The sequence below is a fragment of the Novosphingobium sp. P6W genome (assembly GCF_000876675.2).
Classification (GTDB): domain Bacteria; phylum Pseudomonadota; class Alphaproteobacteria; order Sphingomonadales; family Sphingomonadaceae; genus Novosphingobium.
Map to the genome: position 1 here is coordinate 897,611 of NZ_CP030353.1, position 14,526 is coordinate 912,136.

Annotated in this window: 7 protein-coding genes; 2 read left to right on the forward strand and 5 right to left on the reverse strand. The window is 61.1% G+C overall.

What is annotated here, in order from left to right:
• Nucleotides 1–7: 7 nt before the first annotated feature.
• Nucleotides 8–1,204, reverse strand: coding sequence for an IS256 family transposase (locus TQ38_RS20365; RefSeq protein ID WP_043970547.1), 1,197 nt, complete (start codon nucleotides 1,202–1,204; stop codon nucleotides 8–10).
• 266 nt (nucleotides 1,205–1,470) lie between these two features.
• Between TQ38_RS20365 and TQ38_RS20370 the strand changes: the two genes are divergently transcribed.
• Nucleotides 1,471–2,037, forward strand: coding sequence for a hypothetical protein (locus TQ38_RS20370; protein WP_162792331.1), 567 nt, complete (start codon nucleotides 1,471–1,473; stop codon nucleotides 2,035–2,037).
• A gap of 566 nt (nucleotides 2,038–2,603) precedes the next feature.
• On the opposite strand, the gene TQ38_RS20380 is transcribed toward TQ38_RS20370, so the two are convergent.
• The 4 genes from TQ38_RS20380 to TQ38_RS20400 all read right to left on the reverse strand — a co-directional run bounded on the left by TQ38_RS20380 (nucleotide 2,604) and on the right by TQ38_RS20400 (nucleotide 10,513).
• Nucleotides 2,604–4,451 (reverse strand): DUF885 family protein, encoded by a 1,848-nt coding sequence (locus TQ38_RS20380; RefSeq protein WP_043977298.1) that lies wholly within the window; start codon nucleotides 4,449–4,451, stop codon nucleotides 2,604–2,606.
• A 639-nt stretch (nucleotides 4,452–5,090) separates the two neighbouring features.
• Nucleotides 5,091–8,585, reverse strand: a complete 3,495-nt coding sequence (locus tag TQ38_RS20390) for a hypothetical protein (protein WP_043977300.1) — start codon at nucleotides 8,583–8,585, stop codon at nucleotides 5,091–5,093.
• 118 nt (nucleotides 8,586–8,703) lie between these two features.
• Nucleotides 8,704–9,231 (reverse strand): hypothetical protein, encoded by a 528-nt coding sequence (locus TQ38_RS20395; protein WP_043977303.1) that lies wholly within the window; start codon nucleotides 9,229–9,231, stop codon nucleotides 8,704–8,706.
• Nucleotides 9,232–9,295: 64 nt separating this feature from the next.
• Complete coding sequence (locus TQ38_RS20400; RefSeq protein WP_043977306.1) at nucleotides 9,296–10,513, reverse strand: phospholipase D family protein; 1,218 nt, start codon at nucleotides 10,511–10,513, stop codon at nucleotides 9,296–9,298.
• Nucleotides 10,514–10,655: 142 nt separating this feature from the next.
• On the opposite strand from TQ38_RS20400, the gene TQ38_RS20405 reads away from it, so the two are divergent.
• Nucleotides 10,656–14,492 carry a hypothetical protein gene (locus TQ38_RS20405; protein ID WP_052505836.1) on the forward strand — a complete coding sequence of 1,279 codons (3,837 nt, stop codon included), beginning with the start codon at nucleotides 10,656–10,658 and terminating at the stop codon, nucleotides 14,490–14,492.
• The last annotated feature ends 34 nt before the right edge of the window (nucleotides 14,493–14,526 follow it).

Here is a 14,526-nt window from a genome sequence, read left to right on the forward strand (position 1 = left end):
GTTCAGGTCAGGCTGCCAGTGCTGGCAAGCTGACGATAGGGTTATGGCTCACCGAGCCGAGGGTTTCCAGTGTCATGTAGCGGCGCGATACCGCCCACTCATCGTTTTGCTCCAGCATGAGTGCTCCGACGAGACGAACGACGGCAGCGTCATTCGGGAATATGCCGATCACGTCTGCCCTTCGCTTGATCTCCTTGTTGACCCTTTCCAGTGGATTTGTGGAGGCGATCTGCGCCCAATGATCCTTGGGGAAGGCCATGTAGGCGAGCACGTCTTCGCGTGATGCGTCCATCATGTCGGCCAGCTTTGGAAACTTCTCGCGCAGGGCATCAGCAACTTGGTCCCACTGCTGGTGCGCTGCCTCGGCCGTTTCCTGCGCGAAGATGGTCTTGATCATGGCAATGACAGCGGGTCGTTGTTTCGGCGCGGCATGGGCAAACGCGTTGCGCATCCAGTGCACCCGGCAGCGCTGCTGGGTTGCGGCAAATACCTTGCTGGCCGCGGCGCGCAGCCCTTTGTGATCGTCGGAGATGACCAGCTTCACACCTCGCAGGCCGCGATCCGCCAGCGAGCGCAGGAAGGCTTTCCAGAAGGGTTCGGCTTCCGACGGGCCGGTGGCTACGCCCAGAACCTCGCGCCGGCCATCGGTGTTGACGCCCACCGCGATTATCGCCGCCGTCGAGACAATCCGTCCGCCCTCGCGCACTTTGAGGTAGGTGGCGTCGATCCATAGATAGGGCCACTCGCCTTCAATCGGTCGCGTGAGGAAAGCGTTCACCCGCTCGTCGATCTCGGCAACCAAACGGCTGACCTGGCTCTTTGAAACACCGCTGGCGCCCATCGCCTTAACCAGATCGTCGACCGAACGGGTCGAAACACCGTGGACGTAGGCTTCCTGGATCACTGCCGCCAAGGCCTTCTCGGCAGTGCGGCGTGGCTCCAGGAAGCTTGGGAAGTAACTGCCTTTGCGCAGCTTCGGGATCGCCAGATCAATCCGGCCAGCTCGCGTATCCCAACCTCGCTCGCGGTAGCCGTTGCGGTGGTTCAGCCGCTCAGGGCTGCGTGATCCGCAAGGCACGCCCGTCTTCGCCTCGATCTCGAGATCCATCATACGCTCTGCGGCGAAAGCCAGCATCTCACGCACCAAATCGCTATCAGCCCCTTGCTCAATCAGCTCGACAAGGGCCATTCTGTCCTCGGTCATCGTCTTCTTCTCCAGGTTCGAGTTCGCATCCGAACCCTACCAGAAGATCGACGGTGGCCACCCTCTCAGGGAAACCTTCCTACACCACCCCGCGGGACACGACCTTTCATTAGTCAGGCAAGGGGCGATGGCGGCAAAGCAACAAGTTGCTTGCAAAGGCTATATTCACCCCCGATAGCGTTCGACGTTGCTGGGGAACGGACTGGATCAAAATGACGGGGGCAGGAACGGCCAAGCCGAATAATAGCGCCGCAGGATGTGGCATCTTGGCCGTCATCCTTATTGTTGTGATCGCGATCGCGCAGTGCTCATCGGCGCAAAAAAGTGAACAGCAGCAGGCCGCCGCGAACTTCACCTCGCAGACGAGCGAGGCAATCGCAAGTGCGGCTCCGCCAGCCGTCGCACCGCTGGAAGCCTTGAGCATCAAGTCCGCCGCCAAGGATTTCAGAAGGGTCTACACTGCTGACGCGCTGGCGGGAGCGATGATCTTTAGCCAGAATTGCTATGAGGGGCTGGCTCATGAGTTTTCATGGGCACGCTTGGACGAATGCGGTGCGTTCGACGTGATGGCTGTCCAGAAGCTTGATGCAGATCCTGGTAACACATCGAGCGAAGCAGCGTATTTTGAGAGTGAGACAGCGGCAGGCCGCTATCTTGCGGCTGTTATCAGCGCAGGTGAGAACCCCGATGCTGCCGACCAGCGTCTGGCTGAGTTGCAGACCAGGAGCGCAGCACTGGCCCCCCGCGTGATCGTGCCACAAAGCGAGCCGATACAGGCTCCAGAGACCGATACCAACCAAGAAGACGAGGCTGGTTGGAAGGGGCAAGCTTGACTGAAAATACGCAGCGGGCGATTGTCCAGACCATTGAATGCAAGCTGTAAGCTCATTGATCCTGCATCACTGAACAGCAAGGTCATCCTACAATGCTGCGAAGCGATATCGACCCACCCTTGCCATTCAGCGGTCAATTTTCGCTCACCAGGCCCCGACGGTCTGCTTTCCAACCTTACGTGTGGATCAAGTGGTGCAAGACCGTGGTGATCCGGTTACGATAGCCATTTTGGAATAGGAAGTTCATGAACGGATACGTGCAATTTGAAACTCCGGACGGTGACGCTGTGTCGATAAACGCTGACCGAGTGAACTTCGTGCGGCGTTATAGAGGGGGAAATGATGCCAGCGCGGTTAATTTTGAGAAGGGAAACTATGTCGTCGTGAAGGGCAGTCTTGACGAAGTTACCAAAGTCCTTGCCGGAGCCTGAAGCCTTCCGTTTCCGACCCTTTGTGGACCTTCAGCCACCGATTTTTCGTTCCCAGCTGCAGTCCGTCCGCTTAGCCATATGGACGCCCAAGACTGGCCGAATAGCGAACGTCGGTGTTGGAGCGATCGACGGCAATTAGCCCGCGCCGGACCTGCGCGCGAGGATCCAGTTGTCTACGACACGCTCCAACACCGTCAGCGGCATACCGCCACCCGCCAACGCGGTATCGTGGAAGCTGCGGATGTCGAAGCGTACACCCAAGGCTGAACGTGCCTTCTCTCGCAGACGCAGCCATTCATTGTGCCCGACCTTGTAGGCGCAGGCCTGCCCCGGCCACGAGCAATAGCGCTCCACCTCGGAAGTCGCGGCGCCCTCGGCGCGGCCCGTGTTGTCGATCAAGTAGCCGATCGCCTTTTCCCGGCTCCAGCCCTTCGAGTGGAGGCCTGTATCGACGACGAGACGCACGGCGCGAAACAGGAGACTCTGATAAAAGCCGATTTGACCCATCGGGAAGTTATCATAAGCGCCAAGCTCATCGGCCAGCTGCTCGGCATAAAGCCCCCAGCCTTCGGTATAGCTGGAGAATCCCAGCAGGTTCATTAGCTTGGGCGCTGCGGCACTTTCCTGCTGCAGCGCGATCTGCAAGTGGTGGCCGGGGATTGCCTCATGATAGGTCAGCGTGGGTAGGCCGTATTTGGGCCAGTTAGCCGTGTCGGTAAGGTTTATCCAGTAAATGCCCGGACGGGTGCCATCGAGACTGGGCGAGTTATAATAGCCCTGCGCTGCCCCTTCCTGAATTTCAGGCGGGACGCGCTTGATCTCGACCTTGGACTTTGGCAGCCGGCCAAAGGCCTTGGGTAAAAGCTCCTGCATCGCAGCCATCTGCTTATTGAGGTGCGCGACGAGTTCAACCTTGGCCGCATCGGTGTTTGGATAGACGTTGGCCGGGTCGGCGTTCATCGCGGTGATGCGCTCGCCCACAGTGCCTTTGCTGAGCCCCAGCTTCTTCAACATCTCGTCCGACCGCGCGGTCAGCTCTGCGACCTGCTCAAGACCGACGCGGTGAATCTCGTCCGCCGTCATTCGCGTCGTGGTGATGTAGTTCAGGCTGTTGGAATAGTACTCCTCACCCTTCGGCAGGCGCGCAACTGAGGCATCGTGTCCGACCTTGGGCAATGCGGCCTTCAGCGCATCGTTCTGGCGCTGCAGCGCAGGATAGACCCGCTCGGCAACAAGCTTTTCGACGCGTGAGCCCCAATCGCCCGCGATCGATTGCTCGCCCGTACGCCGCATAATTGAGCCCACAAGCGTGGAATCAGCTGCCTTCGTGCCCAGCATCCCAGCCTGCAAGCCGATCGTTTTCTTGAGTATGAAATCCGGCGGGATGACGCCAATACCAAAGTCCTCAAGCATCCGATCGGTCTCGGCGGCGAGCACGTCCGCGAACTCGTTGACGCGTGACACATAAGCCTGGGCATCGGCCGCATTCTTGATAGTGTGCTGGTTGTCGAGAAAGTCGCCGGTGGTGAGATAAGCGCCGCCACCCTGGCTGACGCGGTAGACTTGGGGCCACCCGCCCTGGCCATATGGAATGGCGTAAGTGCGAATGACCGCATCAAGGTTAGCCTCGATCGTGTCGTAGTAAATACCGTCCTGCGCGCCCATCGACGCACGGTCGAGTTTGCCAAGCTCAATACGTGCGTTGCGCGTGCGGGCTCGGTCTTCCTCTTCACGCTCAAGCGTCGGGATTTTGAGGTGTGACTTCAGTGCGGCGCGTGCGCCGATGTCGAGCCCAAAACCGGTCGCAGTCTCTGGCGAGGCGTCGATCTCGCTTTCGAAATACTTGTCCATAAATGCAGCAAGCACGGGGTTTCCCGAACCTGCGGTGATTGGCTGCGCAGGCGCGCGGGCGAGCACTTGGCCTGCTGCAAGTATGGCGGCTCCCGCCGATGCGGAAGTAAGGAACCGGCGACGGTCGATCATGGGAGCTCCAGAATGTATCGTGGAGCAAGACTATGCCATGCGCCCGCCGAAATCCAGTTTGCGCGACAATACCGCTCCGGCACCGGGTTGGCATGATCTCTAAATTCCAAAGTCACTCTTTTCGACAGAGTTTGGCTGGAGACGGCCTTACGAAGTCGACCCTTGTCGGTCATTCAGCACCCATTTTTACGCTCTCAGGTGCGGACCGGCAGCTTCCTCATTCTGGATGCCTTGGACTGGCCGATTGCGGACTGTCCGGCTACTTTCGTGTATGCGCGAAAAGCGGTCATCCGCGCGTACGCTAGTCCGATTGAGAACACCGGTAATAAAAGGGGCCATCCGTCGGCTGAGAGCACCGGGATAAAAAGGGGCCAGTCCTGCTAACCTCCGTTTTTGGGCGGAGGAGAAGGATGAAGAGAGTGGAGCTTTATCAGAAGGTCCGGCGTGCGGTGATGATCGACGGGATGAGCCGTCGGGGTGCTGCGCGTTATTTTGGCGTCAACCGCAAGACGGTGGACAAGATGCTGACCTTTCCGGAACCGCCGCAGCACGGGCGGTCGGGTAGGAGCTACAGCCGCAAGCTTGCGGAGTTCACCGAGATCATTGACCGGATACTGGTTGAGGATCGCACGGTGCATTTCAAGCAGCGCCATACGGCGTACCGAACAACGCGCCGGCGCCGGTACGCGAGACATCGTAAGCAAAGAGCTTCGTGGCCGAAATTATCGTGTTCAAGCGCTCACGCTCGACGCGGGTGGCTATCTCGTAGAAGCCTGCGAGGACCGGCCATACTTCAGTGGGTGCGCGCTGGATGACGATCGGGAGGGCGCCACGTAGTGCGTCCGAGCTGCGTCCGCCACGACCTCCGGTCGTGCGACAGGCATGCTCGATCTGGGCACCGAAGGCGCGCGCGAAGTTGGCATCAATCGCGCCCGCAGCGTCGACCAGTCGGAGCATTCGATCGTAGTTATAGTCCGCGTTCGACGCGTTGCCTTCAACGCCATCGGCAATCGATGGAGCGAGCAAGGCGAGCTTCACCAGCTCGATCATATCGGGCGCCAAAGCCTTGGCGGCGTGAGTGACCATCGAGAGGATTTCGAGGGCAGCCCACGCACCACCTTCGTCGCCACGGTCGACAAGAGCGCGGATAAATCGGCTTAGTGCCTCGGGCGAAACATCAGCGAGACCCCTGCCGTATGAGATAACGACGGTCTGCGCAGGTGTGACCAGCTTCTGACTGAGCTCTTCGGTGAGCCCATCGAGGCGCACGTCAGTGACGCGGAGCGAGGTCGCGATATACATGCGATTGGCACTGAGCACCGTCGACCGGTTGGCGATGGCCTCAAGCTTGGCGACCTGGTCAGGTTCATTGGCGAGCCGACGATCGAGCGCGGAAAGGAGCGCGCCGACAAAGTTGGCGCCTGCTCGGCCGGTGGCGTCGAGGACCGAGACAGCCTGCTCGAACGCCTCGAGCGGATCGGGCAGATGTTCGGCCAGTGCATGCGCGAAGGGATGAGGAGAGTTCAGTTCCTGGCTGGCCATCGCCCGGATCGCTCGTGCGCGCTGATCGGGATCGGCGGCGATGCCGGCGGCCAGCGCCGCGGCGCGCCGCGCGCCATATTCGAAGTCGGGATTGTCGTGATCTTGGGCGTATCGCCGGTCGGGATCGTGAATGTCGGAAACCCAGAACCGGCTATAGAGGAGCACCAGGTCGACGGGATCCTTGGGCATGGTTTCATCGTACAGGGCGCGGACCGCGCCGGAGAAATTGGTGGGGGTCTCAGGGCTGTCAAAATAGAGCCAATCGCCGATGCTTTTGGTGGCGGCGAGATAGTGACCTGACGCGGCGACGACGTCATGTATGAAGGCTTCGAGTGTCGGCAGTAGCTCGGGCATGAGCAGATTGCGAAGGTCGCCCGCGACATGTTCTTCAATCGCAGGTCGCAACGAAACGTCCTTGCCCCAGACCTCGCGCAGGCGCTCGAGTGCCCAGTTGAAATAAGCATACATGGTGCCGTTGTCGGGCGGCGCCCATTCGGGCTGATAGGGTTCGGCGCCGACCTGCTCGAAATCTTCCGAGCGCGAAAGATAGGTCTGGATCATCGCGCCAAGAGCTTCGACGCCTGCGCGGCGAATGCGCGGATCGTCCTCTTCGAGCGCCTGTTCCAGAGCCTCGCGGCCTCGGCGATCGTCGGCCTGCGTGCCGGCGAGCGCGACCTGGAAAATCTGCCGCAGAAGATTGACGATCGGCTGCGAACCCTCGGTATCGGCGACCGCGGCGAGGCGCAGGATCGTCTGCGCGGCGGGCCAAAAACTGTCCTGCCGTCCGGCGAGCAGGCGAAGCGTATCGACCAGTTCGGCGGTCACTTCGACATCGGCAAGATCATCGAGCGACATATCCCGGATTGCAAAGAAAAGGGCGTTCGCCATGCGGTTGGGTTCGACATGGGCGAAGGCCGGCAGATACTCCGCGACGGCAGGATTGATGATGGCTTTGTCGGCGAAGGAGCCGCGCAGCAGGCTTTGAATCACGTCGCTGAGGGTTTGCGAGCGGGTGAGGTAGCGCCACCGGGCCAGCATGGCTTTGCGGTGATGGGGGAGCGAGTCTCCTAAGAAGTCGATCAGGGTCGAGGGGCGCAGATAGTCGAGGCGGCGCAGCGCAAGAAAGTCGGCGATCGGGCGAGGCTGCGCAGTCATCGTGCCGTAACTACGGGCGACAAGATGCTGGCCGGCGGCGATGACGAGGTTCTCATACATCAGCTCGCCCTTCATATGGACGAGCGTCTCTGCAATTTCGTTGAAGGCGTGAGGATGTTCGTCTGGCGAGAGCTGGCTGAAGAGCGAAAGCCCTTCGAGAGCGCGGACGGTAGCGGGCTCCGCCTTGGCACCATCGAGAATTTGCTGGGCGACGGAATCGGCGGACTTACGGATGCCCGTCGTCCCATAGCTTTTGGTGAAGGACACCGCGATGCGCGGGAAGCCGTCACAGAACTCGGCGAGATATTCGAGTTCGTCCGCCTTCTTCTTGGGCAACCCCGCCTTGAGAATGCCCCGGATGGTCGACCTATCGGCCGGAGTCGGGCGGATCATGACGCAATCTTCGTCATGATCGACTCCGTCGGCGCCGACGGTGATCACGCGCAGTTCGCTGCCTTCGCCGCGTGCGATGTCGTTGAGACGGCGGGCCTCGCGAAGCGGGCAGCCGTCGACGACAAGCACTGTGACGGAACCTTCCTTCACGATCTGGTTTGCCACGTCCCAGAGCCGGGAGGTGACCTCGTTGTAATCGCAGAAGATAAAATTCGCGGCGGTGATGCCGCTCAGCAGACCGGTCGTGGTCGAAAGCGCGTGGTACAGCGCGCGGGTCTTGCCGATGCCGGATGCGCCCCAGACGCGAGCGGAACTATGGGGCTCATCCAGATCATCGGCGAGCCGAGCGGCGAGCTGCGAGAAGTCGATTGCGTTGGCATCGTAGGGGCCGAGCGAGAATTTCCGGTCGGGGCTATCGACGAAGGCAGGCGCAGCGTTCTCGGTGCGCTTACCCCACTGTTCGAGGGTCGAAAAACCAGACAGCTCGATCGTGGCATTGCGTTGCTTGATCCAAACAGCGACGCCGGGATGGGCACTGGCCCAATCGGCGAGCTTGTTACCGTCGTAGACATCGACTGCGGTCAGAACAGCAGGGTTACCGCCAGCGGTCGTAATGCCCTTCTTGATCGCCTTGGCGCGATCGGCGGGCCTATTGCCGGGAAGGGCGGTCGTCGTGATGCCGATATAGCTGCCGCCGCGAGCGAGGACATCCCGGACGGCGTCGTTCAGGACCTTGACTGCAACAGTCTTGGCCTGGCTCGGTTTGGTCCAGACTTCATACTCCCACTGGACGTTGCCCTTATCCTTGGCCTTGCATTGGAAGATGATATCGCGACAAGGGAAGTAATCCGTCGAGGCGGCACCACCCGCCCAGATGATGCTTCCATCCACGCCGCCATCGGCGACCGTGATCTGAAGCGGGACATGAACACCGCGTAGAGGAACGCCGGCCTTTCGGGCTTCGGCATAGATAAGTCGGCGAAGCAGCTCGGCGAGCTCGTCGCCGGTAAAGTCTTTGATCTCATCGGCTTCTACGGTAAACATGCACCCCTCCTAACGTGGCCAGTGCGCCGGTTAAATGAAAGGTTGATTTACTACCGAAGGTCAGTCCCCTTGGCGTAAAGAGGCAAGTGTTAGGAATAGGCGAGGGAAACTTGCTAAGTCATAGGATGCCGGGCATAAACGACAAGGCCGGTCCGGGCGTGATAGTCCAAAGCGAGAGCATGCCGTTGTTACCGGGAAAATCGCAACCGACACGCTCGAAACCGGCGCGCTCGAGATGATTGCGGATAGTGTTGCTGCTAGTAGTGGCGAAGGTCGGCTCGGTGATGTGCTGGACGATGGCGTCGATCAGGTCACTGGAGAGCTGCCTGCCCTGCATGTCGGCGGCCCTTACGACATAGCCGAGTTCGGGTGCCGCCTCGAACCCCGCAATCGGAGCGCTGGCCTCCTTGAATTTGCTCTGACGATAGGCAGCGCCCGGCCGCTTCCACGCTGCAGCGGCAACGATCCGATCACCGTCCTTCTCGCGGATGAGGGCAACACATCGAGTCCGCCTAAGGCGCGCGAAGAGGTCATCGACCGTACCATCGACAGCCTTCCCTCTGACGACGAGCTGCGCGACGGCGCGCTGATCGTCTGGGTTGAGATCGTTGAAATCGCCCGACCATGGGTATGTATCGTCAGCCATGGGTCATACTCTTCACACTGGCGTCCTTGGCGCGGCCGCAGATTGAGCGGCTTTGCCGACGGGCTTATAGTAAACCGACGGGCTTATAGTAAATGGCATCGAGCATGGCGAAGCGCGCATCCCATAGCTCCCTGTTCCGGCCCGCAGGGCGCAGCTCATTGTACCAAGGCGCCTGCTGGATCGGCTCGATGATCCGCTCCCAATATTTGTCTAGGCTGATGGTGGTCGGCGCAAACGCGAGTGCTTCGGCGAGGGCCGATTTGTTTCCGGCGTCGACGCAGACAAAGAAGTCTGGACGCTTCATCGCGAGCATGCGCGTCGCGGTCGCGATCGGGTTGCTCGTGACGGATGTCGGGAGTGCGCGCTTGAAGATGTCGACATAGTCGTCGAATTGGGCACGAGTGACGTCGCCGCGCGTGGGTACGAGATCCAAGGCTTGCGCGATTGCCGGCGCCTGAAGGCCTATGGCTTTGGAGAACTCGGTGGCGCGGCTCATCGACCCGAACCAACCCCATTCGAAACCGCCGAGCTCAGCATTCGCCGCTTCGGCCTTTCCGAGAAGGCCGGCCACGGCCTTCCATTCGGCGACCGAGAGGTCTGCGAAGGATGCCGTCCTGACGAACATCTTCTGGACCTCGCGGATAAGGCCCATTCGCTTCTTGAGTGGCCGAGGGTTTTCCCGGACCAACCGGACAAACTCTTTCCAAGGCATGATCGCGAGCGGCGCGTTGTAGCGCCCCCAATCGTCTCCCTCGTCGTCGGGTAACACCGGGCTCTTTGGCCTTTTCGCCTTGCTGGCGACCTTAGCTTGGCGCCGGTAGCTGTCGGCCAGTCGTTGGTCGATCGGTCGATAAAGCGTCTCGTAGCTTTCAAGTTGGGCCCTAACCTGCCCGAAGAAGACGTCGCCGGCGTCGCCTTTGACGTGGACGCTGGCTTCGAGATTATTGCCGAGGCCGCCCCTGGTGAAGTTGGCGCTGCCGACGATCGCTTCGGCCTTGGAGCCGGTCTCGAAGTAGAAGATCTTAGGATGGAAGCACCCCGAATGCCTCTTCGCGACGAAGGCGTTGGGCACATCGACCAGTTCGTCGATGAGGTCGGGATCAGTCGCACAGAAGTCGAGTCCGAACAGCACCGAGCCGAACTTGGCCTGGTTGACGACAAGTGTTTCGGCGATCCCGGTCAGGTCACCCCATGCGACAGCCATCGAAATGCTGTCGTGCTTTTCGATGAGTGCCTTCAATCGGCGCGCGATCGCTTTTGCTTCCAACAGTTCGATATGCATGCCCCGCCCTGTCGCCCGTCGGTCTAGTTCGCTGCGTACTTAGCTCCGTATCTGGGGATGACATAGAATTTCCGGTAGAAAGATCAGGATCGAACCGGAACAACCACTCGACTGCTCCGCCCCCGCAACCTATTCGATTCCGATGACGGGCCCTTCCTCCCATGATCGCCATGGCTCCAATGCCGGACGCGGCTTCCGCTTCCAGGATGCCGTAGCCGCATGGCTGGCGGTGCGCGTCTGGGCGGGGATCGATGAGCCGACTTCAATCATTCCCGAGGGCAACGACGACATCGAGCGCAGGGGCGCCAAGGGAAGCGGGCTGGTCCAGGTAAAAAGCCGTCGCGAGCACATGGGTAATACGCCCATCGCCACGGCGCGGGACTATGTGAAGGATCTGTGGATCCGTCACGATAAGTTCACTCCAAGCCCGGGGACGCTCGAGTTGATCCTGGAGCGGCCGATCGTGGACCACGCGGTCGAAGCCGACTTCAAGATCGTTCCCAACGCGCGCCTGAAATCCATGTTGCCCGGCGGCGCGCGTGGAGGGGCCCTGCTCTCCAAGACGACGATCCAGCACATTCCGGAACCACATGAGGCGGCCATCGTGACGATCGCCGAGAAGACGGACTGCACGCCGCTGGCGGCGCAGATTTGTTTCGCCCAGCTGCTCGTGGAGATCGGCAGTTTGTCGAACCAGAATGGCAGACTGAAGTCACGGGACTATCGGGGGCTCTCCGCAAGCGACACAGAACGCCTCATCACCGCCACACTCGAGACGGTCGACATCGACGCGATCGAACAGGCGATCACCGACGGCGCCTGCGAGCCCGTCGATTTCCTGACGCCGCTCGACGATTCCGAATTCTATCTTGGCGTGGATGTTCAGGCCGGCCACGTCGCCGCAGGATTGGTCGTGCCGCGTGTCGAGCCGGAGGCAGACATGGCGCGAGGGCTTGAGTCGCGCCGCGCTGCGGTGGTTGTTGGACCATCGGGCGCCGGCAAGTCGGCCATCATGTGGCGGACCGCGTACAGTCTTCGTCACACGGTACGATGGTTTGGACTGCTGCGTATCGAGCAGCGCGATTTCCCGGCCTTGCGGCGCCTGCTCCGCGCGCTGCGCGCCAGCGCCGACGCGCCGGTCGGCTTCGTCGTGGACGATATCGGACGACGAGGCACGGAAGGATGGGATGCGCTCACACGCGAGTTCGCCACGATCCCGGGGACCCTGCTCCTAGGCTCCATCCGCGAAGAGGACCTTTTCCTTCTCGAAGGTCGCACGCGAACGGCAGAGGTCCGAGCCGAGCCCGATAAGGACTTGGCCAAACGGATCTACGACGAGCTCAAACGGACCGGGAAAACCCAGTGGACCGGGTGGCGCGAGCCCTGGGCGCTAAGCAAAGGCCTCGTCCTTGAATATACGCACATCCTGAGTGCCGGGGAGCGCTTCGAACAGACCTTAAGCGAGCAAGTCGATGCCCGACTTCGTGATCGGGATCGGGCTACGGAGCTCGCGATCTTGCGGATCGTCGCACTTGCTGGGGCAGCGGGTGCGGCGGTCGACGTGCGACGACTGCCGGCGGTCCTCGCGGTATCCGCGGACGAAATCGCTCGTGGCCTAAAGCGTTTGGTCGAGGAGCATCTCGTGCGCGACGGTGGTGATAGTCGTCTCACCGGCCTTCACCAGCTTCGCTCTGCGGAGCTCTTCAGATTGACGCACCGGGATCCACCGCCGTTCGTCGCTGACACGTTCACTCAGGCCGTGCGCTCGATGCCCGCGACAGAGATCGAGCCACTGATTGCTGACGCAGTTCGGCGTCGTGAGTTCGCGACGGCGGACGCCGTCAGCATAATCGCCAGCCTTATCGAGCAAAGTCCGGATATCGCCACGCTGTCGGCCGCCTTGCGCGGATTGGGAACTGTTCGGATTTCATCGGCGGTCGACCAGTGGCTGGGAACTCCGGAGGTTGAGGCGCTTCCCAGAACGCAGATCGGCACGGCGATGATGCTGAGTTATGCCGACACCTCGCTTGCCGACATCAACGAAAACATGGCCCGCGCAACGGAGGCTGGTGCGCAGCTCGCCGCGCTCCGCGCGGACTATGCGGACGATCCGCGCACGGCTTTGCTGGAGGCTTTGCCCGACGCCACAGTCTTGACAATGGTTGCCTCTGCGGCCGATGTTGTTGGGCTGGATCAATTACTGTCAGCCCTGATGGGCCTGCCGCTGCACCCGAAACTCGGGAATGCGCTGACGTCGGCACCAGCCGACCTGCTTGAGGCACCGTTCGAACCTGTGGTGCGGCTGCTGGGCTCTATGGCCGCTATCGACCGCGAGCGAGCGACTGCCTGGGTCGATGCTGCCGGAGCAGAGCCACTGGCCGCTCGCATCCCGGTGTCGATTCCGTGGGCGGTCCAACCAGTGTTTGAGGAAGTGCTTGAAGGCACCTTAATTCGTGTCGATCACTACCAGCTTGGCCTTCCCGGAACGGAGAACGCCAATGACGAGGTCGTGCGGCTCTGCGAGGCCGGCCTCGCCCTCTCCCCGAGATCCGAGATCGCCGCGTCGTCTGCGATTCTTCCGAATGGTGAGAAAGCCAGCTTCTCTGGTCACAATCTTGCCGAGAAGCGGATACCTCGCGCCAACCTACCGCCGGCTGCGCTGCCGGCATGGAACAGGCTGTGGGGAGACGCTATCGGCGCGCGGATCGGGTCGCCGAGTCAGACAGCCTACCTCGCCTCGGCTGCGCAGCTACTCGACCGACTGGTGCCAGCGTTGCAGCGTGTCATTGACACCATTCTGATCGGCAAGAACGTGACAGACGCCGTGCTCGTTGCCACGAACGCCGTTCATGGCGCCGCTCGCGAACTGACGCCGCCCAACGTCGCAGCGGTAGGCGGGGCGAACAACACTCGAGGCATCCACGTCACTCCGCTCCAGAATGTGCTGTTCGCTGCAAGTACCGAGGTGATCCGCGATTTCCGCCAACTGCCAGGTGGGGCCGTGGCGTCCATCAGCCGGATCAATGGGCTGATAGAGAATATCGACGAGGCCGGCGCGAACGAAGCATGGCATCTAATCGGTGGCGTTCCAGCATCGCTCGGCAGGTTGCGGGAGATGATGGTCACAATCAGAAATATTACCGGCGATGTGGCAGAAGCGGCGGAGCACCCCCGCGTGAAGCATCGCGCTTTGCTCGGGAAAGCCCGGCCGAACAACGCACTGCGTCTCCTTGGCACGCGCATCGCTGCGACAATAGGTGCTGCGCGCGCACGGTTCGCGAACGAGCTGAAGGATGCACTGGCCAATCAGGGTATCACGGCGGAGGTTCGCGCGCTCGGGGCACCAGACGCGATCATTCCGTGGCCGCCAAGCGAGATGGTGGTGCTGATTTCGATCGATCGGCTCGAGGACCTCGAGAGCTTCGAGATTGCGGCGAACGCGGCCCGCGCAGCCGCGCACGAATATGTGAAGCTCACAGCAATTCCCGTTATCGGCGGCCGCCTCGCGCCGACTTGGGGGAAGGCGGGCTACAGCACGATGGTCAACCTCTTCGAGGACGCTTCCAAATGGGCCCCGCGTCTCGGCATTTCGGCATACATGCCGATCGCGTCCTCCACATTTGACTCCATCGCAGCATCCGCTGCTTCATTGCAGTCGATGGACCGACTTGGGCTCGGGATCGAGGGTCGTGCGACTGCGGAAGTCGAGACGCGTGCTGCGCTGGAAGCACAGTTAGTAAGCGGGCGGGCCGAACTTGCCTCGGTGACGACGGCTCTAGGCACCGACATGGCGGAAGCGGCTGCCAACCTCGTTGACGAAATCCGCTTCGGCGATGTCAACTTCATCGATGTTTCGCATTCGGCGGTGAATGGTGGGGAGATCCCGCAGCTTCTGGTTGAGGTCAGCCGGTTGCGGATCGTTCTCGACCAGGCGGAGATCGATGCCAATCAATGGATTGAGCCGCTGGAAAATGGCTGATCGCGCTTGACGACAAACCGCCAGGGTGCCGAGA